The sequence below is a fragment of the Pseudomonas helleri genome (assembly GCF_001043025.1).
Taxonomy (GTDB): domain Bacteria; phylum Pseudomonadota; class Gammaproteobacteria; order Pseudomonadales; family Pseudomonadaceae; genus Aquipseudomonas; species Aquipseudomonas helleri.
In genome coordinates, this window is record NZ_JYLD01000012.1 from 55528 (window position 1) to 81189 (window position 25662).

Annotated in this window: 20 protein-coding genes; 16 read left to right on the forward strand and 4 right to left on the reverse strand. The window is 57.6% G+C overall.

The window, feature by feature from the left end; translation table 11 throughout:
* The first annotated feature begins 33 nt into the window (after window positions 1-33).
* The 8 genes from TU84_RS18890 (at window position 34) to TU84_RS18925 (ending at window position 9449) form a co-directional block, all read left to right on the forward strand.
* Entirely contained in the window at window positions 34-969 is a 936-nt protein-coding gene (locus tag TU84_RS18890) for an AraC family transcriptional regulator (protein ID WP_048371710.1), read from the forward strand.
* 141 nt (window positions 970-1110) lie between these two features.
* Window positions 1111-2421: an ABC transporter substrate-binding protein gene (locus TU84_RS18895; RefSeq protein ID WP_048371712.1), complete on the forward strand. Its 1311-nt coding sequence runs from the start codon at window positions 1111-1113 to the stop codon at window positions 2419-2421.
* A gap of 138 nt (window positions 2422-2559) precedes the next feature.
* On the forward strand, window positions 2560-3486 hold the full coding sequence (locus TU84_RS18900; RefSeq protein WP_048371714.1) for a carbohydrate ABC transporter permease: 927 nt from the start codon (window positions 2560-2562) through the stop codon (window positions 3484-3486).
* 7 nt (window positions 3487-3493) lie between these two features.
* A complete protein-coding gene (locus TU84_RS18905; protein ID WP_048371715.1) occupies window positions 3494-4327 on the forward strand; it encodes a carbohydrate ABC transporter permease in 834 nt (277 codons plus the stop codon).
* A gap of 22 nt (window positions 4328-4349) precedes the next feature.
* Window positions 4350-5453 (forward strand): ABC transporter ATP-binding protein, encoded by a 1104-nt coding sequence (locus TU84_RS18910; protein WP_048371717.1) that lies wholly within the window; start codon window positions 4350-4352, stop codon window positions 5451-5453.
* A gap of 30 nt (window positions 5454-5483) precedes the next feature.
* Entirely contained in the window at window positions 5484-6959 is a 1476-nt protein-coding gene (locus tag TU84_RS18915) for a mannitol dehydrogenase family protein (RefSeq protein WP_048371719.1), read from the forward strand.
* 58 nt (window positions 6960-7017) lie between these two features.
* Complete coding sequence (xylB, locus tag TU84_RS18920) at window positions 7018-8505, forward strand: xylulokinase (protein WP_048371721.1); 1488 nt, start codon at window positions 7018-7020, stop codon at window positions 8503-8505.
* Window positions 8506-8510: 5 nt separating this feature from the next.
* A complete protein-coding gene (locus TU84_RS18925; protein WP_048371723.1) occupies window positions 8511-9449 on the forward strand; it encodes a carbohydrate kinase family protein in 939 nt (312 codons plus the stop codon).
* A gap of 73 nt (window positions 9450-9522) precedes the next feature.
* Here TU84_RS18925 and TU84_RS18930 read toward each other — a convergent pair whose 3' ends face one another.
* The gene (locus TU84_RS18930; RefSeq protein ID WP_048371726.1) at window positions 9523-10824 is read right to left on the reverse strand and encodes an OprD family porin; all 1302 of its coding nucleotides are present in this window, start codon (window positions 10822-10824) and stop codon (window positions 9523-9525) included.
* A 241-nt stretch (window positions 10825-11065) separates the two neighbouring features.
* Here TU84_RS18930 and TU84_RS25275 point away from each other — a divergent pair, with 241 nt between their 5' ends.
* The 4 genes from TU84_RS25275 (at window position 11066) to rarD (TU84_RS18950) (ending at window position 15239) form a co-directional block, all read left to right on the forward strand.
* Window positions 11066-12799, forward strand: coding sequence for an ATP-binding protein (locus tag TU84_RS25275; RefSeq protein ID WP_048371728.1), 1734 nt, complete (start codon window positions 11066-11068; stop codon window positions 12797-12799).
* Window positions 12800-12844: 45 nt separating this feature from the next.
* Window positions 12845-13120: a peptidylprolyl isomerase gene (locus TU84_RS18940; protein ID WP_019409622.1), complete on the forward strand. Its 276-nt coding sequence runs from the start codon at window positions 12845-12847 to the stop codon at window positions 13118-13120.
* A gap of 117 nt (window positions 13121-13237) precedes the next feature.
* Entirely contained in the window at window positions 13238-14122 is an 885-nt protein-coding gene (gene rarD / locus TU84_RS18945) for an EamA family transporter RarD (RefSeq protein WP_048371730.1), read from the forward strand.
* Window positions 14123-14357: 235 nt separating this feature from the next.
* Complete coding sequence (rarD, locus tag TU84_RS18950; RefSeq protein WP_048371732.1) at window positions 14358-15239, forward strand: EamA family transporter RarD; 882 nt, start codon at window positions 14358-14360, stop codon at window positions 15237-15239.
* Between the two features lie 33 nt (window positions 15240-15272).
* On the opposite strand, the gene TU84_RS18955 is transcribed toward rarD (TU84_RS18950), so the two are convergent.
* Window positions 15273-16568 carry an ATP-binding protein gene (locus TU84_RS18955; protein WP_048371733.1) on the reverse strand — a complete coding sequence of 432 codons (1296 nt, stop codon included), beginning with the start codon at window positions 16566-16568 and terminating at the stop codon, window positions 15273-15275.
* A 3-nt stretch (window positions 16569-16571) separates the two neighbouring features.
* A complete protein-coding gene (locus tag TU84_RS18960) occupies window positions 16572-17273 on the reverse strand; it encodes a response regulator transcription factor (RefSeq protein WP_048371735.1) in 702 nt (233 codons plus the stop codon).
* Window positions 17274-17401: 128 nt separating this feature from the next.
* On the opposite strand from TU84_RS18960, the gene TU84_RS18965 reads away from it, so the two are divergent.
* The 3 genes from TU84_RS18965 to TU84_RS18975 are packed head-to-tail and all read left to right on the forward strand — an operon-like array spanning window position 17402 to window position 22406.
* Window positions 17402-18607 carry an efflux RND transporter periplasmic adaptor subunit gene (locus TU84_RS18965; protein ID WP_174479339.1) on the forward strand — a complete coding sequence of 402 codons (1206 nt, stop codon included), beginning with the start codon at window positions 17402-17404 and terminating at the stop codon, window positions 18605-18607.
* A 2-nt stretch (window positions 18608-18609) separates the two neighbouring features.
* A complete protein-coding gene (locus TU84_RS18970) occupies window positions 18610-21711 on the forward strand; it encodes an efflux RND transporter permease subunit (protein ID WP_048371739.1) in 3102 nt (1033 codons plus the stop codon).
* 56 nt (window positions 21712-21767) lie between these two features.
* A complete protein-coding gene (locus TU84_RS18975; RefSeq protein WP_048371741.1) occupies window positions 21768-22406 on the forward strand; it encodes a DUF1345 domain-containing protein in 639 nt (212 codons plus the stop codon).
* 99 nt (window positions 22407-22505) lie between these two features.
* Here TU84_RS18975 and hppD read toward each other — a convergent pair whose 3' ends face one another.
* The gene (gene hppD, locus TU84_RS18980) at window positions 22506-23582 is read right to left on the reverse strand and encodes a 4-hydroxyphenylpyruvate dioxygenase (protein WP_048371743.1); all 1077 of its coding nucleotides are present in this window, start codon (window positions 23580-23582) and stop codon (window positions 22506-22508) included.
* A 329-nt stretch (window positions 23583-23911) separates the two neighbouring features.
* On the opposite strand from hppD, the gene TU84_RS18985 reads away from it, so the two are divergent.
* Complete coding sequence (locus tag TU84_RS18985) at window positions 23912-25468, forward strand: EAL domain-containing protein (protein WP_048371745.1); 1557 nt, start codon at window positions 23912-23914, stop codon at window positions 25466-25468.
* Window positions 25469-25662 lie beyond the last annotated feature (194 nt).

Genomic DNA, 25662 nt, shown 5'->3' on the forward strand with positions numbered 1-25662 from the left:
TCGCCCCATAACAATCCGAATAAGCGCGAAATCATGACGCGACTCGCCAGAGCTACCGACCCTTCCTACGAACTGATGGACGACCATAACGGCTTGTCGATCATTTATCGCCAGCATGGCTTCCCCTGTCCCTTGGTCCGCTGGCACTTCCACAAGGAATACGAGCTGCACCTGATTATGGCCAGCAGCGGCAAAGTGTTTGTCGGCGACTATATCGGCAATTTTTACCCTGAAACACTGTTTCTGACCGGGCCCAACCTGCCTCACAACTGGATCAGCCAGGTGAGCGAGGATGAAGTGGTGCCCCTGCGCGACATGCTGGTCAACTTCACCGATGAAATGCTCGAAAACGCGAGCACCGTGTTCACCGAGCTGAAAGCCCTGACGCCAATGCTTGAACGGGCGCAGTACGGCATCGAGTTTCGTTGCGCAAAAACCATTCGCCGGGCGGTCGACCTGATGCAGGCCATTGCTGACGCCACCGGCACCACCCGCCTGGGGCATTTTTTGATCCTGCTGCAGTTGCTGGCCGACTGCGACGATTATCAGCTGTTGTCTGGCGTGACGGCCGGGCACTTGGCTGACGAGCAGACCATCGACCGTACCAACCGCGCCGTGGATTATATTTTTACTCACTACGCCCGCGAGCTGACCCTGGAAGAAGTGGCCGCGTACATGGGCATGAAACCGACCTATTTCTCGCGGGTGTTCAAACAGGCCACCGGGCGTTGTTTTATCGAATTTGTGAACCGTTTGCGCATCAGTAAATCCTGCGAGCTGCTGGCCGATGGCGAAAAAGCCGTCACCGACGTCTGTTTTGAGTCGGGATTCAACAATATTTCCAACTTCAATCGGCGTTTTCAGCAGCTTAAAGGCATGACTCCATCACACTATCGGCGCCTTGCGGTCCAGCGTTTAACCGAGCAAAACCAGCCGCTGCCGGGTGAACGCCAGCGCAGTGCAAAATAGTATCGGTTCAAGTGTTTCCAAAGCTTTGTCACGACGGTGATTGAGGGCTGTAATCAGCCCACGTGCAGGTCTCTGGGCCGGCAGCTATAAAAACAATAACCGTCCTTCAAAAGCCGCCTGGCCGATGAAGAGGAGTGCTCAATGAATATTCCTGTCAAAGCGTTATGTGTGGCGACTTGCATGACCCTCAGCGGCATCGCCTTGGGCGCGCAAACCCTGACCATCGCCACGGTCAACAACAGTGACATGATCCGTATGCAAAAGCTCGCGAAAACCTTCGAGAGCGAACACCCCGATATCAAGCTCAACTGGGTCGTCCTCGAAGAGAACGTCCTGCGTCAGCGCCTGACCACCGATATTGCGACCCAGGGCGGCCAGTTCGACGTACTGACCATTGGCATGTACGAAGCCGCACTGTGGGGTGCCAAAGGCTGGCTCGAACCCATGACCGACTTGCCCGCCACGTACGCCATTGAAGATGTGTTCCCGTCAGTACGTGATGGTTTGTCAGTCAACGGCACGCTCTACGCCCTGCCGTTTTACGCCGAAAGCTCCATGACCTATTACCGCACCGACCTGTTCAAAGAGGCAGGGCTGACCATGCCTGAGCACCCGACTTGGGAGCAGATCGCAGGCTTTGCCAAACAACTGAACAAACCCGATAAGGAGCAATACGGCATTTGTCTGCGCGGCAAAGCTGGCTGGGGCGAGAACATGGCCCTGATCGGCACCGTGGCCAACGCCTATGGCGCGCGCTGGTTCGATGAGAAGTGGCAGCCAGAATTTACCGGCCCTGAATGGAAGAACGCCCTGAACTTCTACGTCAACACCATGAAGGAGTCCGGCCCTCCGGGTGCGACCAGTAATGGTTTTAACGAAAACCTGGCACTGTTCAACAGCGGTAAATGCGCGATCTGGGTTGACGCCAGCGTCGCCGGGTCATTTGTCACTGACAAAACCCAGAGCAAAGTTGCTGACCATGTCGGCTTCACCTTTGCCCCGCATCAAGTCACCGACAAAGGCAGCGCCTGGCTTTACTCCTGGGCACTGGCCATTCCCACCAGCTCCAAAGCCAAAGACGCCGCAAAAACCTTCAGCACCTGGGCAACTTCCAAGGAGTACGGCGCTTTAGTGGCTGAAAAAGACGGCATCGCCAATGTGCCGCCGGGCACGCGCAACTCGACCTACACCGACGCTTACCTGCAGGCCGCGCCATTTGCCAAGGTCACGCTGGAGTCGCTCAAAGCCGCCAACCCCAAAGACCCGACCCTCAAACCTGTGCCCTATGTGGGCATTCAATTGGTGACGATTCCTGAGTTCCAGGCCATCGGCACCCAGGTCGGCAAATTGTTCTCGGCAGCGCTAATTGGCCAGACCACGGTGGACCAAGCCCTGGCGGCCGCCCAGCAATCCACTGAGCGCGAAATGAAACGTGCGGGCTATCCAAAGTAGTCGACCCAACGCCAAAAACTTGTGGGAGCGGGCTTGCTCGCGATACAGGCAACTCGGCACACCTGATTCACTGAGGTGATGCGATCGCGAGCAAGCCCGCTCCCACAAACGCTTTGCGTTATTTTTCAGGTATTTACCATGACAACTTCGACTGTTACGACAGCGATTGACGCCCCGCCGCAGGTGCGTAAATCACGGCTGCTCAATCCCGGCTGGTTTCTGGTCTCACCCTCCGTGGCGCTGTTGCTGCTGTGGATGATCGTGCCGCTGGGCATGACCCTGTACTTTTCGCTGATCCGCTACAACTTGCTCTACCCCGGCGAAAACCAGTTTGTCGGGCTGGAAAACTTCACCTACTTCTTGACCGACTCGGGTTTCTTGCCGGGGGCCACTAACACCTTGCTGCTGGTCGGCAGCGTGTTGTTGATCAGCGTGGTCTTCGGCGTGTTGATCAGTGCCCTGCTGGAAGCCACTGAGTTCATGGGCCGCGGCATTGTCCGGATATTGCTCATTTCACCCTTTTTCATCATGCCCACGGTGGGCGCGCTGATCTGGAAGAACCTGATTTTTCATCCGGTATCCGGGATTCTCGCGGCCGTCTGGAAGTTCTTCGGCGCCCAGCCGATTGACTGGCTGGCGCATTACCCGCTGCTGTCGATCATCATCATTGTTTCGTGGCAGTGGTTACCGTTCGCCATTTTGATCCTGATGACCGCCATGCAGTCGCTGGACCAGGAGCAAAAAGAAGCCGCTCGCCTCGATGGCGCGGGGCCGATTGCGATTTTCTGGCACCTGACCCTGCCGCATCTGGCTCGCCCGATTGCCGTGGTGGTGATGATTGAAACCATCTTCCTGCTGTCGGTGTTCGCCGAAATCTTCACCACCACTAACGGCGGCCCCGGCTACGCCTCGACCAACCTTGCCTACCTGATCTACAACCAGGCATTGGTGCAGTTCGACGTCGGTATGGCGTCGGCCGGTGGGTTGATCGCTGTGGTCATCGCCAACATCGCGGCCATTATTCTGGTGCGCATGTTGGGCAAAAACCTGACAGACAAGTCGTGAGGATCACGTGATGACACTCCAACAATCCCGCCGTCTGCAAAGCGTGCTGCTCGGCACCCTGGCCTGGGCCATCGCGATCCTGATTTTCTTCCCGATCTTCTGGATGGTGCTGACCAGCTTCAAGACCGAACTCGACGCGTTTGCCTCGCCGCCGCAGTTTATCTTCACCCCGACCCTGGAAAACTACCTGCACATTGAGCAGCGCAGTGGCTACTTTCACTTTGCCTGGAACTCGGTGGTGATCTCGTTCACCGCGACCCTGCTGTGCATGTTGATCGCGATCCCGGCCGCCTACTCCATGGCGTTCTACGAGACCAAGCGCACCAAAGGCACGCTGCTGTGGATGCTCTCCACCAAGATGTTGCCGCCGGTGGGCGTGCTGATGCCGATTTACCTGTTGGCCAAAACTTTCGGCCTGCTCGACACCCGCGTCGCGCTGATCATTATCTACACCTTGATCAACCTGCCGATTGTGGTCTGGATGATTTACACCTACTTCAAGGACATCCCCAAAGACATCCTCGAAGCCGCCCGGCTGGACGGCGCCACCCTGTGGCAAGAGGTGATTCGCGTGCTGCTGCCCATCAGCAAGGGTGGCCTGGCGTCGACCTTGTTGCTGTCGCTGATTCTGTGTTGGAACGAGGCGTTCTGGTCGCTGAACCTCACATCCTCCAGCGCTGCTCCGCTGACCGCCCTGATCGCCTCTTATTCAAGCCCTGAAGGGTTGTTCTGGGCCAAATTATCGGCCGTCTCGACCCTGGCCTGCGCGCCGATTCTGATTTTCGGCTGGATCTGCCAGAAGCAACTGGTGCGCGGCTTGTCTTTCGGCGCTGTTAAATAAAAATAACGACTGGAGGCTCATCATGGCCAACCTGAAAATCAAGAATTTGCAAAAAGGTTTCGAAGGGCTGTCGATCATCAAGGGCATTGACCTTGAAGTGAATGACCGGGAATTCGTGGTGTTTGTCGGCCCGTCGGGCTGCGGTAAATCGACCCTGCTGCGCCTGATTGCCGGGCTTGAAGAAGTCACCGGCGGGACCATCTCCCTGGACGGACGTGACATCACCGAAGTCAGCCCGGCCAAGCGTGACCTGGCGATGGTGTTCCAGACCTACGCGCTGTACCCGCACATGACCGTGCGCAAGAACATGTCGTTTGCGCTGGATCTGGCGGGCGTGCCCAAAGCCGACGTCGAGAAAAAGGTCAACGAAGCGGCGCGCATCCTTGAACTGGCGCCCTTACTTGAGCGCAAGCCCAAGCAGTTATCTGGCGGGCAACGCCAGCGCGTGGCCATTGGCCGGGCGATTGTGCGCAACCCGAAGATTTTCCTGTTTGACGAACCGCTGTCCAACCTGGATGCGGCACTGCGAGTGCAAATGCGCCTGGAACTGGCGCGCCTGCATCAAGAACTGCAAGCCACCATGATTTACGTGACCCACGATCAGGTCGAAGCCATGACCCTGGCCGATAAGGTGGTGGTGCTCAACGCCGGTAAAATCGAACAGGTCGGCTCGCCGCTGGAGCTGTATCACCACCCGGTCAACCTGTTTGTCGCAGGCTTTCTCGGCACGCCGAAAATGGGCTTTTTGAAAGGCAAAATCAGCCGCCTCGATAGCCAGGGCTGCGAAGTCGCGCTGGATGCGGGCACGCGCATTCAACTGCCTTTAATCGGCCCTTCGCTGAGCCTGGGCAGTGAGGTGACACTGGGCATTCGCCCCGAGCACCTGAACCTGGCCAAGCCCGGGGACTGCACCCTGACGGTCACCGCTGACGTCGGTGAGCGCCTGGGCAGCGACACCTATTGCCATGTGATCACTGCCTGTGGCGAACCCCTGACCATGCGTATTCGCGGTGATATGGCGAGCCAGTACGGCGAGCAATTGCACCTGCATCTGGACAGTGAACATTGCCATTTATTTGATGCCCAAGGGCTGGCCATAAGCCGTTCCTTGCGTGCTGCTGCCTGACTCTGACGCGCTTTTTTTGAGATCGCACCCATGAAATTGAACCGTCGTAACCTCGACAACCTGACCTCACAAGTGGCCAAGCCAACCTACCTCGACAGCGACACGCAGCACGGCATCGCGCATTTCGGGGTCGGCGGCTTTCACCGCGCGCATCAGGCGTTTTATACCGATGCGCTAATGAATGAAGGGCGCGATCTGGACTGGAGCATCTGCGGCATCGGCCTGCGCCCCGAAGACCGTAAAGTGCGTGATGACCTGGCAGGCCAGGACTACCTCTATACCTTGTTCGAACTGGGCGACAGCGACGACACGCAAAGCCGCATCATCGGCTCGATCAGCAACATGCTGCTGGCCGAAGACAGCATCCAGGCGGTGATCGACAAACTGGCCAGCCCGCACATCCGCATCGTCTCGCTGACCATCACCGAAGGTGGCTACTGCATCGACGACAGCACCGGCGAATTTATGGCTCATCTGCCGCAGATTCAGCAGGACCTGGCCCAGCCGCACGCACCGCGCACGGTGTTTGGCGTGTTGTGTGCCGCCCTCGCCCAACGCCGCGCCAACCACACCCCGGCCTTTACCGTAATGTCGTGCGATAACCTGCCGCATAACGGCAATGTGGCCCGTAAAGCCCTGCTGGCCTTCGCCGCGTTGAGCGACCCGGATTTGCACGACTGGATCGCCGCCAACGTCAGCTTCCCCAATGCAATGGTCGATCGCATTACGCCCATGACCAGCAACGCCCACCGTTTGCAACTGCACGACCAGTTGGGCATCGACGATGCCTGGCCGGTGGTGTGCGAGCCGTTTATTCAATGGGTGCTGGAGGACAAGTTCAACAACGGCCGCCCCGCCTGGGAAACGGTGGGCGTGCAGCTCACCGACGACGTCACGCCCTATGAAGAAATGAAGATCAAACTGCTCAACGGCAGCCATCTGGCGCTGACATACCTGGGCTTTTTGAAGGGTTATCGCTTCGTCCACGACACCATGAACGACCCGCTGTTTGTGGCGTACATGCGCGCCTACATGGACGAAGACGTCACCCCGCAACTCGCCCCCGTGCCGGGCATTGACCTTACGACCTACAAAAACACGCTGGTGCAGCGCTTCTCCAATCAGGCGATTGCCGACCAATTGGAGCGCGTGTGCTCTGACGGCTCGTCGAAATTCCCCAAATTCACCGTGCCGACGATCAATCGCCTGATTGCCGACGGCGCTGAATTGAAGCGTGCCGCCCTGGTGGTCGCGGCGTGGGCGTTGTACCTCAAGGGGGTTGATGAAACCGGGCAAACCTATGCCATTCCGGACCCGCGCGCAGAGTTCTGCCAGGCGTTGGTGGCTGATGACGAACTGATCGTGCAGCGCCTGCTGGGGGCTGAGGAGATTTTTGGCACGGTGATCCCGCAGTCGGCCGAGTTTGTGGCGGCCTTTGAGTGGTGCCTCAACAGTTTGCGTGAAGTGGGCGTGAGCGGGACGCTGGAGAGTCTGGCGCGGCTGTAAAAGCGCCTATCCCCCCCACCCTCGTCCGCGATCACACGTACTGCAAGGCCAAGCTTCTATGAAACATCTATATCTGGGCATCGATTGCGGCACCCAGGGCACCAAAGCCCTGGTCCTCGACAGCCAGTCCGGCCAGGTGCTGGGGTTGGGGGCTGCCGCACATACATTAATCCAGGGCGAAAACGGGCGTCGCGAGCAAGACACCGGGCAATGGCTAGAGGCCTTGCAGATCGCCACCCGCCAGGCCCTGAACAACGCCGGGGTCAGCGGCCTGCAGATTCAAGGCATCGGCGTCAGCGGCCAACAGCACGGGCTGGTATTGCTCGACGCAGACGGTAATGTCCTGCGCCCGGCCAAACTCTGGTGTGACACCGAGTCCAGCCCCGAAAACCAACAACTGCTGGTCTGGCTGGGCGGTGATGCCGGGGCGCTCGAGCGCTTGGGGCTGGTGATTGCACCGGGATATACCGTGTCCAAACTGCTCTGGACACGCCGTCACCATCCGCAGGTACTTGAACAGACCGCGCATATTTTGCTGCCCCACGATTACCTGAATTTCTGGCTGACGGGGCGCTATTGCAGTGAATATGGCGACGCTTCCGGCACCGGTTATTTCAATGTGCGAACCCGCCAGTGGGACCTCGACATCTTGCGCCACATCGACCCCAGCGGGCGTCTGGAACAGGCACTGCCGCAGTTGCTGGAACCCCATCAAGCGGTCGGCACACTGCGCCCGCACGTCGCCCACTTGCTGGGCCTCAACCCGAATGCCGTGGTGTCCAGCGGAGGCGGCGACAACATGCTGGGCGCCATCGGTACGGGCAATATCAGCCCGGGGATCATCACCATGAGCCTCGGCTCGTCGGGCACCGTGTACGCATTTAATGCGCAAGCGCAGATCAGCCCGGATGCCTCGGTGGCGAGCTTTTGTTCCTCCAGCGGCGGCTGGCTGCCGCTGATTTGTACTCTCAACCTGACCAACGCCACCAGCGCTGTTCGTGAATTGTTCGGGTTGTCCGTCGAGGCCTTTAACACGCTGGCCAGCCAAGCCCCGATTGGCGCCGACGGGGTCAGCATGCTGCCGTTTTTGAACGGTGAACGGGTGCCCGCCCTGCCCCATGCCACCGGCAGTGTTCAGGGCTTGACCCTGACCAATATGACCCAGGCCAATCTGTGCCGCGCCGCCATCGAAGGCACCACCTTTGGTTTGCGTTACGGTCTGGATTTATTGCGCCGTAACGGCCTGCAAAGCCAGGCCATCCGCCTGGTTGGCGGCGGCTCCAAAAGCGCACTGTGGCGCCAGATGGTGGCCGACATCATGAACACCCCGGTGGTCTGTACCGAGCAAAGCGAAGCGGCGGCACTGGGGGCCGCCATTCAGGCGGCATGGTGTGTCAGCGCAGGTGCCGAGACCCTTGAAGACCTCTGCCAACGTTGCGTGCGGCTAGAGTCAAACAGCCAGACAGACCCCGTCCCGACCCATGTCCTCGCCTATGAACAGGCTTATCAGCGCTACCGAGAGCAGGTAAGCGCCTTAACCGAGTGAGACTTATGTACCTGGTATGCGGTGAAGCGTTATTTGATTTTTTTGCCCAGGCGGACACGGCCGGCTTGCCGAATAAAGTCGGCTTTAATGCGATTGCCGGTGGTTCGCCCTTCAACGTGGCCGTGGGCTTGCGTCGACTGGGCGTAGAAGCCGGGTTGTTTGCCGGGCTTTCCACGGACTATCTGGGCAAACGCCTGAAACAGGTCCTGCTCAACGAAGGCGTGACGGATCAGTATTGGTGGGAGATCGATGCACCCACCACCCTGGCCATGGTCGCGCTGGATGCCAATGGCGTGCCCAACTACAGCTTTCGCGGTGAAGGCTGTGCCGACCGGCAACTGCACGTGCAGCACCTGCCAACGTTGGGGCCGCTGATACGTGGAGTACACGTCGGCTCGTTCTCGCTGGTGGTGCAACCGATTGCCGATACGTTGCTGGCCTTGGTGCAACGTGAAAGCGGCAAGCGCCTGATCAGCCTTGACCCGAACGTGCGGCTCAACCCTGAGCCTGATATCGAGGTGTGGCGCCAGCGGATCAAACAACTGATCCCCTATGCCGACCTGATAAAAGTCAGCGATGAAGACCTTGAGTTGCTGTATCCGGGACAAGACCCGCAGCAGATCGCGCAATCCTGGTTGAGTCAGCGTTGTCAGTTAGTGTTTTTGACTCGGGGCGCAGAAGGCGCAAGCGTGTTAAGTCGCGAACACGGGCAGTATTCGCTGCCAGCGCAGTCGGTGACCGTGGCCGATACCGTGGGCGCCGGTGACACCTTTCAGGCTGCGGTCATTGCCTGGCTGACCGAGCAGCAACGGGATTCAATCGAAGGTTTGCAGCAGTTGAGCAAAGCGGACATCGCCGCCCTGCTCGATTTTGCATGCCGTGCGGCGGCACTGACCTGCAGCAAAACCGGGCCGGATTTGCCGTACAGGCACCAATTGGATTAAGACATCTCTTGTAGGAGCGAGCTTGCCTCGCGATCTTTTGATCTTTAAAAGCTCGCTCCTACAAGGGGGATGGTTACCAGATCGACAGGTTATAGGCGACGATCAGTCGTGTTTCGTCGACGTCGCGGGCGAATTTTGAGTAGTTGGTGCGGTAGGTCGCATTTCTGAAGCGCACGCTGACGTCTTTGAACAGGCCGCTCTGCACCACGTATTTGAGCTCGCTGTCGCGTTCCCACTCTTTGCCTTCTTCGTTGCGGCCAACCACTTTGATGTTGTCGCCGTTCACGTATCGGGTCATGAAGGACAAACCGTCGATGCCCATGGCTTTAAAGTCGTAGTCGTAACGCAGTTGCCACGAGCGCTCTTGCGCGTTGGCAAAGTCGTTGACCTGAACATAGTTGACCAGGTAAGGGTTGGTCCCATCCAGGTACGGCATTGAGGTCTTGCCGTTCAGGGTCTGCCAACCGGCACCGAACTTATGACCGCCCAACGTGTACGACAGCAAGGTGCCAAAGGCACGGTTATCGATGGTCCCGGCTCTGGACGAGCCGCTGTCATCGCTTTTCAGCAAGCGCACATCGGCGGCCAGTACACCCGGCCCCATCGGCTGCTTGGCCAACAGGCCAATGAACTGCTGACGGTAAATGTCTTGCAGCTCAGCGTAGTGGTACTGCGCCGTCAGTTGCTCGTTAACCTTGTAATCGAGGCCGTACATCGTGAAATGGTCAGCCGTGATGTTGCAGGCATAACGCTTGTTTTTGCAGTTCAGCCGCAGGTCCTGGGAGTCGGTGGAGTCCCGCGCGGTGTAGCGGTCCAGACGCGAAGCCATGAACTTCAGGTCTTTGATTTCCTGAGACTCCAGCATCGCGCCGTTGAAGATGTTGGGCAGCAAACGGCCGTCGTTGTACTTGAGCAACGGCAGGTCAGGCAGCAAGGTGCCGTACTTGAGCACGGTCTTGGAAACACGCATTTTGGCGGTCAGGCCACCTTTGGCGTATTGATCTTTGGAACGACGCGGATCGCTGCCGGTCGAAGGCAGCAGGCCGCTGTTACTGTTGGCCGGGCTGGAGTCCAACTTGATCCCCAGCATGCCCAGCGCATCGAGGCCAAAACCGACGGTGCCTTCGGTGTAGCCCGATTGCAGGTTGAGGATAAAGCCTTGCGCCGTCTCATCGCGCTTGGAAGCGCCTTGAGGGCTTGAACTGCTGCCATCGCGGAAGTCGCGATTGAAGTACACCGTGCGCGACTCCAGCGAGCCGCTGCTGTCTTCAAAAAAACCGCCGGCCTGCGTCTGGGCAGCGAAACCGGCACACACGGCCAGTGCACTCATACGCGCCATGCGGCTTTGCTTCAACGATGAAAAAGGATGAACCATGACCATGCTCCAGCAGCGAATCTTTCGCGCAACAAAAACAAGGGACGTCGCACCTGCGGTGAAATACCGAAGCGAATCCCTTGCCTGTAAAAACGGGGCGCAATTGTACGAAAGGCTAAGCTCGACACTCATTGGACCTTAGTCGCACGCTCAAGCACGGGCTTTTCAAGATCATTAATAGCCTTTAGCCGCTATCCGGCATTAAATACACTTCTTTTAGCTTCACACTCGGGACTTATCCATGAGCGCCGTTTTTACCACCCGCCAACTCACGGCGTTGGCACGCAGCCCTTTGGGCCAGATCACTGACTGGCCGCAAAGCCTGCGCACCAGTGCGCAAATGGTCATGCACTCACCCATGCCAATGTTGTTGCTGTGGGGCGAAGAACTGACGCAAATCTACAACGACAGTTTTGCCGCACTGGCGGGCAACAAGCACCCGGCAGGCTTTGCTCAGCCGCTGCATTTCAGCTGGCCGGAATACGCAGAGTTCAGTCGACCGGTGATTGCCTCGGTACGGGCCGGGCAAAGCCGCTCGTACCTGGACCAGTACTTCCTTTATCCGGACCAGAAGCACGCCACCGAACTGTGGCTGGACCTGACCTTTAGCCCGATTCACGACGAGCAAGGCAACGTGGCGGGCATCCTGATGACGGCAGTCAAGACCTCGCGCCGCAGGCGCACCGCCATCAAGTTGCGCCAACGCTCGCTGGCCAGCCGCAAAGCCCAGCATGACACTGAAGAGCGTCTGCAATTGGCACTGACCGCCACCAACGGCGTCGGCACCTGGGACTGGAACATTGACCAGGACCTGTTTGTGACCGATAGCCGCTTCGCGCAAATGCACGGCATCGAGCCGCAGCTTTCCGGGCAATTGCCGATCACCGCCTACCTGCAAGGCGTGCACCCTGATGACCGCGCACTGCTGACCCGTACGATCAAGGACTGCGTGACCCGTAACGGCGAGTACGCTCAGGAATATCGCCTGCAGAACCTGGACGGCAAGGTGCGCTGGATTTTTGCCCGGGGCCGTTGTTTTTCCGGCGGCCCAGGCAGTGCTCAACGCTTTATGGGCGCGGCGCTGGACATCACCGAGCGTAAAAAAACCGAACAAGCGCTGCTCAACCTCAATGAAACCCTTGAGGAGCGCGTTGCGCAGCGCACCCAGGCATTGGCCGAAGCCAACGCGCAACTGCAACGTGAGATGCACGAGCGTGAACGGGCCGAAGAAGCTTTGCGGCATGCCCAGAAAATGGAAGCCGTGGGCCAGTTAACCGGTGGTATCGCCCACGACTTCAACAATATGCTCACCGGGATTCTCGGCAGCCTGGACTTGATGAAGCGTTATATCGCGGCCGGTCGGATCACTGAAGTGGGTCGTTTTACCGACGCAGCGGTGTCTTCGGCACAGCGTGCAGCGGCCCTGACGCACCGATTGCTGTCGTTTTCCAGGCGCCAATCACTGGACCGCAGGCCGCTGGACCCCAACCAACTGGTCAGCTCACTGCAAGCGCTGTTCAGCAGTACCAAAGGGGCCAATATTGATTTGCACGTTGAACTGGGCGAAGACGTCTGGGCCGTGAACACAGACAGCGGCCAGCTCGAAAGCGCCCTGCTCAACCTGATTATCAATGCCCGGGACGCCATGCCAGACGGCGGCGAGTTGGTCGTGCGTACCGCCAACACCTACCTCACAGACAGCCAGTCCAGCACGCTTGAGCCGATCAAGGCCGGTGAGTATGTGATGTTTGAAGTCAGCGACAACGGTGCGGGCATGACTCCGCAAATTCTTGCCAAGGCCTTTGACCCGTTCTTTACCACCAAGCCGGTGGGCCAAGGCACCGGTCTGGGCCTGTCGATGATCTACGGCTTTGCCCAGCAGTCCGGCGGGCACGTCAGCATCATCAGCGAAAGTGGCTCCGGCACCCGCGTGCGCTTGCACTTGCCGCGCTACCTGGAGAAAACTCAGGCATAATCCGCGCCCTCGTAAAAAGCCCCACAGTTGCAAGGTATCTGCCCCATGAAAGCTCAAGCCCGCCACATTCTGGTCAAGACCGCCGAAGAAGCCGAGTCGCTCAAGCAGCGCATTGCCAAAGGCGAAGCCTTCGATGTGCTGGCAAAAAAGTTCTCGACCTGCCCGTCAGGCAAGCGCGGGGGTGACTTGGGCGAAGTGCGTCCGGGGCAGATGGTCGGGGTGATTGATCAGATCATCTTCAAAAAGCCGCTGCGCGTGGTGCACGGCCCGGTGAAGAGCAAATTTGGCTATCACCTGGTGCAAGTGTTTTACCGCGACTGAATCGGTTAACCCTGCGGGAACAAACCCCTACCTCCTTTATGTTATTGCCCTGCACCTTCCATAGCCTCAAGCTATGCACTTCCTAAAAATCATAAAGTGCGTTTCAACGAGGCTGTTGTGTCCAAAGGTATTGTTTTATCGGTTCTGGCATCGAGCCTGTTCGGTGTCATGTATTACTACACGTCCATGCTGTGGCCCCTGAGCGGGGCTGAGATATTCGGTTGGCGGATGCTTCTGACGCTGCCATGCATGACGCTGTTCATGTTTTTCTCGGGTGACTGGCGACACGTCCCGGTGATCTTCTCCCGCCTGCGCAAGCAGCCTCGGTTGTGGGGCGTGCTGGCGGCATCCAGCGCGCTGGTTGGGGTGCAACTCTGGCTGTTCCTGTGGGCGCCGCTTAACGGGCATAGCCTGGATGTGTCGCTGGGGTACTTTTTGCTGCCGCTGACCATGCTGCTGACCGCGCGCATCGTGTTTGGCGAGCACTTGTCGCACTTGCAAAAAATCGCTGCTGCCCTGGCCACCATCGGTGTGGCCAACGAGGTCTATCGCGTGGGCGGGTTCTCATGGACCACGCTGCTGGTGGCCATTGGTTACCCGGTGTATTTCGTGCTGCGCAAACGCATGGCGACCGACAACCTCGGCGGTTTGTGGTTTGACATGCTGTTGCTGATCCCGATTGCCTGGTGGTTCGTGCAAAGCGGCGAACACGGTTTCGACGTGGCCAGCGAGCGAGCAGCACTGTATGTGCTAATCCCGATTCTGGGCGGCATCAGTGCGCTGGCCTTGATCAGCTACATCATTGCCAGCCGGATGCTACCGTTCAGCCTGTTTGGCTTGCTCAGTTATGTTGAACCGGTGTTGTTGGTCCTTGTCGCCCTGCTGCTGGGCGAAAGCATCAGCTCAGGCCAATGGCTGACGTACATCCCGATCTGGCTGGCGGTGATGGTGCTGATCTTCGAAGGGTTCAAACATTTGGTGCGCCAACGTCGATCTGTGTAGCGTTTGAGCCTGCCCGGATGCTGCCCAAACTACCGTTAATCACTTTTTCAGAAAACACGAACGCTCGTTTAAAACGACTTTGGCCCAGTATTTGCTTGGACTTTTAAAGTTTGATCGTTTTCTGTAAGTCCTTAAGCCAAGTCACTGGTTTAAAAGGGATTTGCCAACGACCTCCAACAACCTCAATCTATGTGCCCACTCTCATGAGTAACGCTGTAGATCCATTGAGGTTGTTGTGTCTAAAGGTATTGTTTTATCGATTTTGGCTTCCTGCTTGTTTGGCGTCCTGTACTACTTCACTTCCCTGCTTTGGCCGCTTGATGGCCAGGAAATCTTCGGCTGGCGAATACTGATCTCGCTGCCCTTCATGACTCTGTTTATCTGCTTCTCTGGTGATTGGAAATGGGTTCCCATAATTTTCAATCGCTTACGAGACAAACCTCTTCTAATTCCTTGCGTACTGGTCACCAGCTTTCTGGTCGGCGTGCAGCTATGGATGTTTATGTGGGGGCCGCTCAACGGGCACGGCCTGGATGTGTCGTTGGGTTACTTTCTGCTGCCGCTGACCATGATTCTCACCGGGCGCATTGTCTACGGCGAGCATCTCTCGCATTTGCAGAAAATAGCCACCGCCCTGGCCGTGATTGGCGTGGCGAACGAGTTGTACCGCACCGGCGGGTTCTCCTGGACAACACTGGTTGTGGCCATCGGCTACCCGATGTACTTCGTGCTGCGCAAGAAAATCGGCATCGATAACCTGGGCGGTCTGTGGCTGGACATGCTGCTGATGGTGCCGGTTGCGCTGTGGTTTGTGCTGGCAGGCCAGCATGTAGACCTCGATGCACAACGCCAGGCGCTGTATTGGCTGGTGCCCTTGATGGGGATCATCAGTGCGGCCGCCGGCTTTTCTTATATTCTCGCCAGCCGTTTGCTGCCCTTCAGCCTGTTTGGCCTGCTCAGCTACGTTGAGCCGGTGTTGCTGGTGGCCGTCGCCCTGTTGCTGGGCGATAGCCTGGAAGATGGTCAATGGCTGACCTATGGGCCTATATGGCTGGCCGTTGCGGTTCTGGTGCTTGAAGGCTTGAAACACGTGAGCCGGCAACGCCGCTCGATCTGAGGCAAAGCGCGGGTTCGCCCGCGCTACGTTGCGTCAAACTGGTAACCACAGCTTGAAACGCGCCCCGCCCAACGGCGATTGCTCAACATTCAAAGTGCCGCCCTGGGCTTCCAGGGCTCGCCTGCTGATGGCCAACCCCAGGCCAAAACCACCGGTTGCCCGATCGCGGCTGCGGTCCAGGCGATAAAACGGCTCGAAGATGCGTTCTCGTTCTTGCTCGGGAATGCCGATGCCGTCGTCATCCACCCACAGCGAACAGCCTTTGGCATTGAGGCTAACCCCCACCTGGATCCGTCGATCGCAGTAACGCATGGCGTTGCGCAACAGGTTTTGCAAGGCCCGGGCAGTCAGCCGCGGGTCGAGTACAAAACGCTCTTCGGTGCCGTGCAGCATCACGTCGAGGACGATTTCCGGTGCTTCAAGCTCTTCGTCAAAACTGCCGAGGATGCTGTCGATAAACTCTGCCAACGACACCTCGATGCGCTCAGGGACCAGCGCCGGGTTTTGCAGACGGCTGAACGACAGCAACTCCAGCACCAATTCATCCAGTTCGCGAATATGCCCGACCAGCACTTGCAAACGTTCTCGACTGGCGGGCGGCAGGTCGTCACAGAGTGCCAGCGCCAAGCCAAAATCGAGGCGGGTCAATGGGGTACGCAACTCATGTGAGACTGCGTTAAGCAAATCCCGCTGCTGGTTGAGCAGGTTCTCGATGTCCTGGGCCATCGTGTCAAAAGCGCTGGCCAGGCTGTAAATGTTGGAGCGCGGGGATATCTGCGTACGCTCGCTAAGCTGCCCCTGACCGATACGTGCTGCCGTGCGCTTGAGGCGCTCAAGATCGCGCCAATGCGGGCGTAGCCACAGCAATAAGCCCGCGAGCAATGCCGCACCAATCAACACGTTGATGCTCCAATACAGCACGTTCAGGTCGAACGGATCAGGCGGCATCACCAGTTCGATGGCCTGCTCGCCGTTCAACGGTGAAACCACCCGCGTGCGCCAGCCCCACTCACCGATGCGCAACACGCCCTGCCCCTGATGCAGCTGGTGCTGCTCGGCGGTGCTGAACTGCGGGTCGGTAATGGGCAGCAGGTTGATCCGCAGCGGCGCGAATTGGGTATCAAGGTCCTGTGCCAGCGCGGGCCACTGCAGCGCAGGCACCTGGTCAAACTGCTTGACCAGCAAGGCTTGCATGCCGCGTGACATATCAACGTTGTAGTTCATGAAGCGGTCGTGAAACACCGCCACAATCATTTCCGGCACCAGATAAATGGCCCCGGCGAACGTGACGATGGTCACCAGGTACAGGCGGATGAGAATTTTGAACACGAATCAGCATTCCCATTCCGAGCGGCTGAACAAGTAACCCTTGCCCCACACGGTTTTGATTTTGCGGGCCTCACCGGCGTCATCGTCGAACTTGCGGCGCAATTTGGAAATGGCCACGTCAACCGAACGATCGGTGCCATTGAATTCGATGCCGCGCAGACGCTGCAGAATTTGGTCACGACTCAGTACTTCGCCGGCATGCCGGGCCAACACCACTAAGAGGTTGTATTCGCCGCTGGACAGTTCGATGATGTCGCCGCGCCATGTCACTGTGCGTTCCGACAAGTCGATGCACAGGTTGCCCATCAGGATCCGGTCACTGGCGACGTGAGGCTCTGCCAGGCTGCTGCGCCGCAATAAAGTGCGTACACGCGCCAACAGAACGCGAGGGTCGCAAGGTTTTGTCACATAATCGTCGGCCCCCATCTCTAGCCCCAGAACCTGATCATGACTATCGTCGCGCGCAGTCAACATCAGGATCGGCAAGCTTTCGGAGTCGGCGCGCAGCAATCGGCAGACCTGCAAACCATCCAGCCCCGGCAACATCAGGTCGAGAATCACCAGATCCGGGGGGTTGTTTCGCGCTCGATCACGCACTTGGTCACCGCGCGCAATGACATTGACCTGGTAACCATTGCGTTCCAGATAGCTGGCGATCAGTTCGGAGAGTGCGGCGTCGTCTTCGACCAGCAAGATAGTGGGCATAATAAATGCTTACAACCGGGGGAAAACCCAAAGGATATACAACCTCTCAGGGATAGGAGCAGAACCTTCACACTTTTTCACACACCGCCTACACAGCTTCACAACGCCTTTTGCGTGCTGCGCTTAGCATGCCAAGGTCTTTTACAGACTTACCCTGCATATATAAGAAGGCACGAACGTTGAAAAAGCTCTTCGTCCCGCTATGTCTTTCGGCACTGGCTTTAGCCTTGAGTGCCTGCGGTAAAACTCCGGCCACTGAAGAAAAGACGCCTGTGGTCAAGGTCAGCACTGAAGTCATCGTCCCGCAAGCGCTGTCGATCAATAACGAACTGAGTGGCCGCGTGGTTGCGCCGCGTGTCGCGCAGGTCAGCGCGCGAGTGGCGGGCGTCGTCCTCAAGCGCGCTTTCGAAGAAGGCAGCGAAGTCAAACAAGGGGACGTGCTGTTTATTATTGATCCTGCGCCGTTGCAGGCCGATCTGGACAGCGCGCAAGCAGCACTGCGCAAATCCGAGGCACTTGCCCTCCAGGCAAAACTGCAAGACCAGCGTTACAGCGCCTTGGTCGACAGCAATGCCGTGAGCCGTCAGGACTACGACAATGCCCGCGCGCAATCGCTGCAGGCCCAGGCCGAAGTCGCCGCCAACAAGGCCGCTGTGCAACGGGCAAAACTGAATCTGGGTTATGCCACCGTGACCGCACCGATTTCCGGGCGTATCGGTCGTGCGCTGGTCACCGAAGGTGCACTGGTTGGCCAGGGTGAAGTGACACCGCTGGCGCGCATCCAACAACTGGACCCGATTCAGGTTGACCTGATGCAATCAACCCGTGACCTCGACAACCTGCGCGACTCATTTCGCGCCGGGGACTTGCAACAGGTTGGCAAGAATCAGGCACGCGTCACCTTGATCCGCGACAACGGCAGCCTCTACCCGGTACCGGGCAAACTGTTGTTTACCGATGTCAGCGTTGACCCGAGCACCGGGCAGATCATCCTGCGCAGTGAGTTTGCCAACCCGGACCGCGACTTGTTGCCGGGCAGCTTTGTTCGCGTGCGCCTGGAACAGGCGGTCAACAAGCAAGGCATCAGCGTGCCGCAACGGGCCATTCTGCGTGACAGCGCGGGGGTGGCGCAGGTGCTGCTGGTAGATGCTGAAAGCAAGGTCAAACAGCAGCCCGTGCAACTGGGCGGCGTGATCAATGATCGCTGGATCGTTAACGAAGGCCTGAAGGCGGGCGACCGCATTGTGATCGAAGGTCTGCAACACGCACGTCCCGGTGAACAGGTGCAAATTGATGACCCGACACCTCCCCTCGCACACTCCACGGATCGGTGAGCATGCCGCAGTTTTTTATCGATCGCCCGATCTTTGCCTGGGTCGTAGCGTTATTTATTGTGCTGGCCGGGGCCTTGGCGCTGCCGAAGCTGCCCGTGGCCAAATACCCGGTGGTCGCGCCGCCGCAAGTTGAAGTGTATGCGGTGTACCCCGGCGCGTCGGCGCATACCTTGGACGAAAGCGTGGTCAGCCTGATTGAGCAAGAGCTCAACGGCACCGACGGCCTGCTGTATTTCGAGTCCCAGAGCAGTTTGGGCAGTGCCAGCATTACAGCCACGTTCAAGCCGGGTACAGACCCGGAAATGGCTCAGGTCAACGTGCAAAACCGCCTTAAAGCGGTGGAGTCGCGTTTGCCACAAGCAGTTATCCAGCAAGGCTTGCAGGTTGAGAAAATCTCCTCGGGCTTCTTGATGCTGGTAACGCTGACTGCAGACCCGAGCAGCGGGCTGGATGAGGTTGCCCTCAGCGACTACCTGGCGCGTAACGTGATGAACGAAATCAAGCGCGTTGAAGGGGTCGGCAAGGCTCAGCAGTATGGCTCTGAACGGGCCATGCGGATCTGGATCGACACGCAAAAACTCATTGGTTTCAACCTGACACCGGCCGACGTCAACGAAGCAATTGCCAGCCAGAACGCGCAAGTGTCTGCGGGCAGCATCGGAGATTTGCCGGGGCGCTCGACTCAGGAAATTACCGCCACGGTGCTAGTTAAAGGCCAGCTGTCGAGCCCGCAAGAGTTCGGCGATATTGTCCTGCGCGCCAACCCGGACGGCTCCACGGTCCGGGTCAGCGATGTGGCACGGGTTGAGATCGGCAGCCAGGAATACCAGTACGGCACCCGCCTGAACGGTAAGTCGTCCAGCGCTTTCAGCGTGAAATTGGCGCCAGAAGCGAACGCCTTGAGCACCGGCAATATGATCCGCGCCAAGATGGATGAGCTGAGCCGCTACTTCCCTGAGGGCGTTGAGTACAAGATCCCTTATGACACCACGCCGTTCGTCAAAGTCTCGATCACCAAGGTGGTGTACACCCTGATCGAAGCCATGGTGCTGGTGTTCGCCGTGATGTTCCTGTTTTTGCAGAACATCCGTTACACGCTGATCCCGACCCTGGTAGTGCCTGTGGCCCTGATGGGCACATTCGCCACGATGCTGGTCCTGGGTTTCTCGATCAACGTACTGACCATGTTCGGCATGGTGTTGGCCATCGGGATTCTGGTGGACGACGCGATTGTGGTGGTAGAGAACGTTGAGCGGATCATGCTCAGCGAAGGCTTGCCGCCCCGCGAGGCCACGCACAAGGCCATGACGCAAATCAGCGGGGCGATTATCGGCATTACTCTGGTACTGGTGGCCGTGTTCATTCCCATGGCGTTTATGCCGGGCTCGGTGGGCGTGATCTATCAGCAGTTCTCGGTGGCGATGGCAACCTCGATTCTGTTCTCGGCGTTCTTGGCCCTGTCGCTGACCCCGGCCCTGTGCGCGACACTGCTCAAGCCCATTGCCAAGGGTGAGCACCATGCCAAGGGCGGCTTTTTTGGCTGGTTCAACCGCAAGTTTGAGCGTCTGTCTGAAGGCTACGAGCATTGGGTGGTGCACCTGATCAAGCGCAGCGGCCGTTATCTGTTGCTTTACGGTGCCTTGCTGGTGGTGCTGGTGGTGTGTTTTGCGCGCCTGCCCTCCTCTTTTCTGCCCGTTGAGGATCAGGGCTTCATCATTACTGACATTCAGTTGCCGCCGGGGGCCAGCCAGGGCCGGACGATCGCGGTGGCCAAGCAGATTGAAGCTCACTACGCCGAAGAGCCCGGGGTCAGCAACGTGACCATGATTCTGGGCTTCAGCTTCTCGGGTAGCGGACAGAACGCCGCGCTGGCGTTTACCACCTTCAAGGACTGGTCGACCCGTGGCATCAAGGATTCCGCTTCGGCCATCGCAGATCGCGCAAACGCCGCGTTTGGCGAGCTCAAAGACGCGGTGGCGTTCTCCATTCTGCCGCCTGCGGTCAGTGGTTTGGGCACCTCCAGCGGTTTTGAATTGCGCCTGCAAGACCGTGGCGGTGTCGGTTATGACGTGCTGATGCAAGCGCGCACCGAGTTGATGGCCCTGGCCGAGAAAAGCCCGGTGCTGGCCAACGTGCGCGAAGACTCCCTGGCAGAAAGCCCGCAAGTGCAACTCGAAGTCGACCGTAAACGGGCCAATGCACTGGGCATTTCGTTTGCCGACATCGGTAATGTGCTGTCGACCGCCGTGGGCTCTGCCTACGTCAACGACTTCCCCAATCAGGGGCGCATGCAACGGGTTGTCGTACAGGCTGAAGGCGATCAACGCAGCCAGGTTGAAGACCTGCTGAAGATCAATGTGCGCAATAACCTGGGGAAAATGGTGCCATTGTCGTCGTTTGTCGAAGCGCGCTGGATTCAAGGCCCGTCGCAGATGTCCCGCTACAACGGTTATCAGGCGGTGAGTATTTCGGGTGAAGCAGGCCCGGGCCACACAACGGGTGAAGCCATGCTGGAAATGCAACGCCTGGTTGATCAGTTGCCGGCAGGCATCGGCCTTGAATGGACGGGGTTGTCGCTGCAGGAAAAGCTCTCCGGCTCTCAGGCGCCGTTGTTGTTGGGCCTGTCGTTACTGGTGGTGTTCCTGTGCCTTGCGGCGCTGTATGAAAGCTGGTCGATCCCCACCGCAGTGCTGTTGGTAGTGCCTTTGGGCGTGCTCGGTGCGGTGTTGGCGGTGACGTTGCGCGGCATGCCGAATGACGTGTTCTTCAAAGTGGGCTTGATTACGATTATTGGCTTGTCGGCCAAGAATGCCATTTTGATCATCGAATTCGCCAAGACCCTGTACGACGAAGGCCATGACCTGGTTGAGGCCACGGTGAAAGCCGCCCGCCTGCGTCTGCGGCCGATTGTCATGACTTCGTTGGCCTTTATCCTAGGCGTTGTGCCTCTGGCGATTGCCACGGGCGCCAGCTCGGGCAGCCAGCAAGCCATTGGTACAGGCGTTATCGGCGGCATGATCGTCGCCACATTGGCCGTGGTATTTGTGCCGGTATTCTTTGTGGTGGTGATGAAACTGACCCGCAGCAAACCGCGTCAACGTTAACGCCTGCTTCACGTGCTAAGGTTCGGCAACGCCCAGTAACATGGATTGTATTGACGATGCCGCACCTTGCACGTACCCATCCTCGCCTGACCGCTGGCACCTTGTTGGGGCTGGCGGTCGGCATCTTTAATCCCGCCACCTCGTTGACCACCAAGTTTCTGTTGGGTTGGAACGCCGGTGTCTGGCTGTACTTGCTCCTGACCCTGTGGCTGATGCTTCGCTCCAAAGTGGGCGACGTCAAACGCACCGCAGAAATAGAAGACGAAAATGCCAGCATGGTGCTGTTCACCGTGAGCTTCGCGGCGGTTGTCAGCTTGGCGGCGATTACCCTCGAACTCACCGGCAACAGCCAACTGCGTCACTCCGAGCAACTGCTGCACTACGCCTTTACCGGGCTGACCGTGGTGGGCTCATGGCTGATGATCGGGGTTATTTTCGGCCTGCACTATGCGCGGTTGTTTTATAACAACGAAGGGACGGAGCCAGCCTTGCGCTTCCCCGAAGGTGAATTGAACCCGGACTACTGGGACTTTATGTATTTTTCTTTCACCCTGAGCGTTGCGGTACAAACGTCAGACGTAGAAGTCGCCACTCGCGAAATGCGCAAAGCAGTGCTGGGCCATTCGCTGCTGGGGTTTTTGTTCAATACGGCAGTGCTGGGGTTTTCGATCAACATTGCAGCGGGGCTGTTTTAACACTAACCGCCAAACGTGCAGAAGCGAGCGTGTCTCGCGATCTTTAGCGTGTTTAAAAGATCGCGAGGCAAGCTCGCTCCTGCAGCCGTTGGCTGTTACTTAGTTGGCTTCAAGCACGCCACGACGAATCTGGTCGCGCTCGATGGATTCGAACAGTGCCTTGAAGTTGCCCTCGCCAAAGCCATCATCACCCTTGCGCTGGATAAACTCGAAGAACACCGGGCCCATCAGGTTTTCCGAGAAGATTTGCAGCAACAGGCGTTTGTCACCTTCAACCGACGAGCCATCTAGTAGAATGCCGCGCGACTGCAGGGCTTCGACCGATTCACCATGGTCAGGCAGACGACCTTCGAGCATTTCGTAGTAGGTGTCTGGCGGCGCGGTCATGAAACGCATGCCGATTTTTTTCAATGCATCCCAGGTCTTGATCAAGTCATCGGTCAAGAAGGCCACGTGCTGAATGCCTTCACCGTTGAACTGCATCAAGAACTCCTCGATCTGACCAGAGCCTTTGGACGACTCTTCGTTCAACGGAATACGGATCATGCCATCCGGTGCAGTCATGGCCTTGGAGGTCAAGCCGGTGTATTCGCCCTTGATATCGAAGTAGCGAATCTCGCGGAAGTTGAACAGCTTCTCGTAGAAGTTGGCCCAGTAAGCCATACGACCGCGGTACACGTTGTGGGTCAGGTGGTCGATGATCTTCAGCCCTGCTCCCACTGGATGACGCTCAACACCTTCAATAAACACGAAGTCGATGTCATAAATCGAACTGCCTTCGCCGTACCGGTCAATCAGATACAACGGCGCACCGCCAATGCCCTTGATCGCAGGCAGGTTCAACTCCATCGGGCCGGTCGGGATTTCAATAGGTTGAGCACCCAGTTCCAACGCACGGTTGTAGGCTTTTTGCGCGTTGGCTACGCGGAACGCCATGCCACACACGGAAGGCCCGTGCTCGGCGGCAAAATAGGACGCAACGCTGTGCGGCTCATTATTGAGGATCAGGTTGATATGGCCCTGGCGATACAGGTGCACGTCTTTGGAGCGATGGGTGGCCACCTTGGTGAAGCCCATGATTTCAAAGATAGGTTCGAGGGTATTGGCTACTGGCGCTGCGAATTCGATGAATTCAAAGCCCATCAGGCCCATTGGGTTTTCGTATAGATCGGCCATTTTGGCGCCTCATCAGAGTCATTTTTACAATTAACAATAGGTTATTTGCCAAGAATGCTGAGGGACACAGGCGGCGCACAGGAGATCCCGCGTACACTGCGCGCCAGGAAATCTCCGTAGATCAGTTGAAACCCGAATATCTTCATTTAGCCATCTCTTACGCGGTGGTGACGCCTGATGACAGGGGCCATTATTCTTGTATGCGTAAGCGGATTCTACATGGCGTAATCATGTTTGTCTTACATCATGTGAAATGACCCTGAACCAATGCTAGGCTTTGTCTATTCATCTCATCTTGCTGCAGTCGCCATCAGTCCTCGGGATCTTGAATGCAATTAACGCTCAAACGGACCCGAAAATGGACCGATCGCTACGCGCTGGTCGTACTCAGCGCGTTACTGCCCATTGTCCTGGGTGTTTTTATCATTGTCTGGCAGGCCAGCAGGTCACTGGAATCAGAAGCCAGTGATACCGCTAAAGAGGCCGTTCGCCAATTCGATCTCATGTTGGACAATGCCAAGCTGGCCGCAGATGTTGTATCCCCTCTCGCAGGCCAGCCGTGCGAACAGGTAGAACTGGACCTGCGCGAACAGGTGACGCGCCGCCCTTTTGTCCGCTCAGTGAATCTGGTCTGGAATAACCAGATTTATTGCACATCCCTGTTTGGCAACTTTAAAGAACCGGTCAATGCGGCTGACTATAACAACGGCGTATTGTGGCTCATGCCCGGCAACGCGGTTACGCCAGACCAGCCGCTGCTGGTTTATCGCCGCCAACAAGACCAGGCCGGCGCCATTGTCAGCCTCTACGGCCTGCACTTGATCAATGTCTTGAGTCTGATCAACCCGTACACGCAAATGATGTTTCAAGTGGGCAACAACTCCATAGACCGCTATGCAGTGGTCCGTAACACACCGTCTGCGCCTTATCCTGTCGCTTCTGTAAGCGTGTCGTCTGCGCAATATCCTTATCGCGTCATGGCAGGTTTTAGCGAAGGTACGCTGTGGCGTTTTATTAAAGCCCGGTACTTGGGCTTATTGGCCCTGTTTGTATTTTTGGGCTGCGTTTCTGGCGCGACTGTTCTCTGGCTACAAAAGCGTATGTCTTTATCCTCCCCCACCCACGAGCTGCAACGCGGGCTGGAAGCCGAAGAGTTCATTCCTTACTTTCAGCCAGTGGTGCGCAGTGACACACAACAATGGGCCGGTGCCGAAGTCCTGATGCGCTGGCAACACCCCACTGAAGGGTTGGTGCGGCCTGATTTGTTTATTCCACTGGCGGAACACTCGGGTCTCATTGTGCCGATGACCCGTTCACTGTTTCGTCAAACTGCACAGTTACTGGCGCCTCACGCCAACAGCATGGCGCCGGGCTTTCACTTGGGCTTCAACATTAGCGCTCATCACTGCCACAGCCTTGAACTGATAGACGATTGCCGTGCGCTGCTTCAGGCATTCCCGCCGGGACGCATCACGTTGGTACTGGAGTTGACTGAGCGCGAGTTGGTGATACCCAGCGTGATCACCCACCAGTTGTTTGCCGAGTTGCGCGCGATGGGGATCATGATTGCGCTGGATGATTTTGGTACCGGGCACTCAAGCTTGAGCTACTTGCACGAGTTCAATGTCGATTACTTGAAGATCGATCAAAGCTTTGTCGCCATGATTGGGGCAGATGCATTATCCAGCCCGATCCTGGACAGCATCATTGACTTGAGCGCCAAGCTGAACCTCGGGCTGGTGGCTGAGGGCGTCGAAACACAAGAGCAAAGTGAGTACCTGGCACTTAAAGGCGTAGAGTTTTTGCAGGGGTATCTATTTGCCCGTCCGTTAACCGCCGACGATTTCATTAAGTCTTTAATGGCGCAACATCGAGTGTCGGTTTAAACGCTCAAGATGATTCTTCAGCAAAAGTGAATATCGGCTGGCGCACGGAAAAATGACAACTACAATTTCGATCAGGTTGAAGTTTATTGACAGTCAATAACAAAGCCCTCGTGTTTCGGCTGAACTGTTGACTCGGGTCTCTGTCTACCCCTTGCTGCCTCGCCTCATTAATTCACTTCGGCCCTGTCAATGCC

What these genes read in the sequence shown, in the direction of transcription:
- TU84_RS18890 (WP_048371710.1), top strand. Translation starts at nt 34, where the DNA reads ATGACGCGACTCGCCAGAGCTACCGACCCTTCCTACGAACTGATGGAC.
- TU84_RS18895 (WP_048371712.1), top strand. Translation starts at nt 1,111, where the DNA reads ATGAATATTCCTGTCAAAGCGTTATGTGTGGCGACTTGCATGACCCTC.
- TU84_RS18900 (WP_048371714.1), top strand. Translation starts at nt 2,560, where the DNA reads ATGACAACTTCGACTGTTACGACAGCGATTGACGCCCCGCCGCAGGTG.
- TU84_RS18910 (WP_048371717.1), top strand. Translation starts at nt 4,350, where the DNA reads ATGGCCAACCTGAAAATCAAGAATTTGCAAAAAGGTTTCGAAGGGCTG.
- TU84_RS18915 (WP_048371719.1), top strand. Translation starts at nt 5,484, where the DNA reads ATGAAATTGAACCGTCGTAACCTCGACAACCTGACCTCACAAGTGGCC.
- xylB (WP_048371721.1), top strand. Translation starts at nt 7,018, where the DNA reads ATGAAACATCTATATCTGGGCATCGATTGCGGCACCCAGGGCACCAAA.
- TU84_RS18925 (WP_048371723.1), top strand. Translation starts at nt 8,511, where the DNA reads ATGTACCTGGTATGCGGTGAAGCGTTATTTGATTTTTTTGCCCAGGCG.
- TU84_RS18930 (WP_048371726.1), bottom strand. Translation starts at nt 10,824, where the DNA reads ATGGTTCATCCTTTTTCATCGTTGAAGCAAAGCCGCATGGCGCGTATG.
- TU84_RS25275 (WP_048371728.1), top strand. Translation starts at nt 11,066, where the DNA reads ATGAGCGCCGTTTTTACCACCCGCCAACTCACGGCGTTGGCACGCAGC.
- TU84_RS18940 (WP_019409622.1), top strand. Translation starts at nt 12,845, where the DNA reads ATGAAAGCTCAAGCCCGCCACATTCTGGTCAAGACCGCCGAAGAAGCC.
- TU84_RS18960 (WP_048371735.1), bottom strand. Translation starts at nt 17,273, where the DNA reads ATGCCCACTATCTTGCTGGTCGAAGACGACGCCGCACTCTCCGAACTG.
- TU84_RS18965 (WP_174479339.1), top strand. Translation starts at nt 17,402, where the DNA reads ATGCCAAGGTCTTTTACAGACTTACCCTGCATATATAAGAAGGCACGA.
- TU84_RS18970 (WP_048371739.1), top strand. Translation starts at nt 18,610, where the DNA reads ATGCCGCAGTTTTTTATCGATCGCCCGATCTTTGCCTGGGTCGTAGCG.
- TU84_RS18975 (WP_048371741.1), top strand. Translation starts at nt 21,768, where the DNA reads ATGCCGCACCTTGCACGTACCCATCCTCGCCTGACCGCTGGCACCTTG.
- hppD (WP_048371743.1), bottom strand. Translation starts at nt 23,582, where the DNA reads ATGGCCGATCTATACGAAAACCCAATGGGCCTGATGGGCTTTGAATTC.
- TU84_RS18985 (WP_048371745.1), top strand. Translation starts at nt 23,912, where the DNA reads ATGCAATTAACGCTCAAACGGACCCGAAAATGGACCGATCGCTACGCG.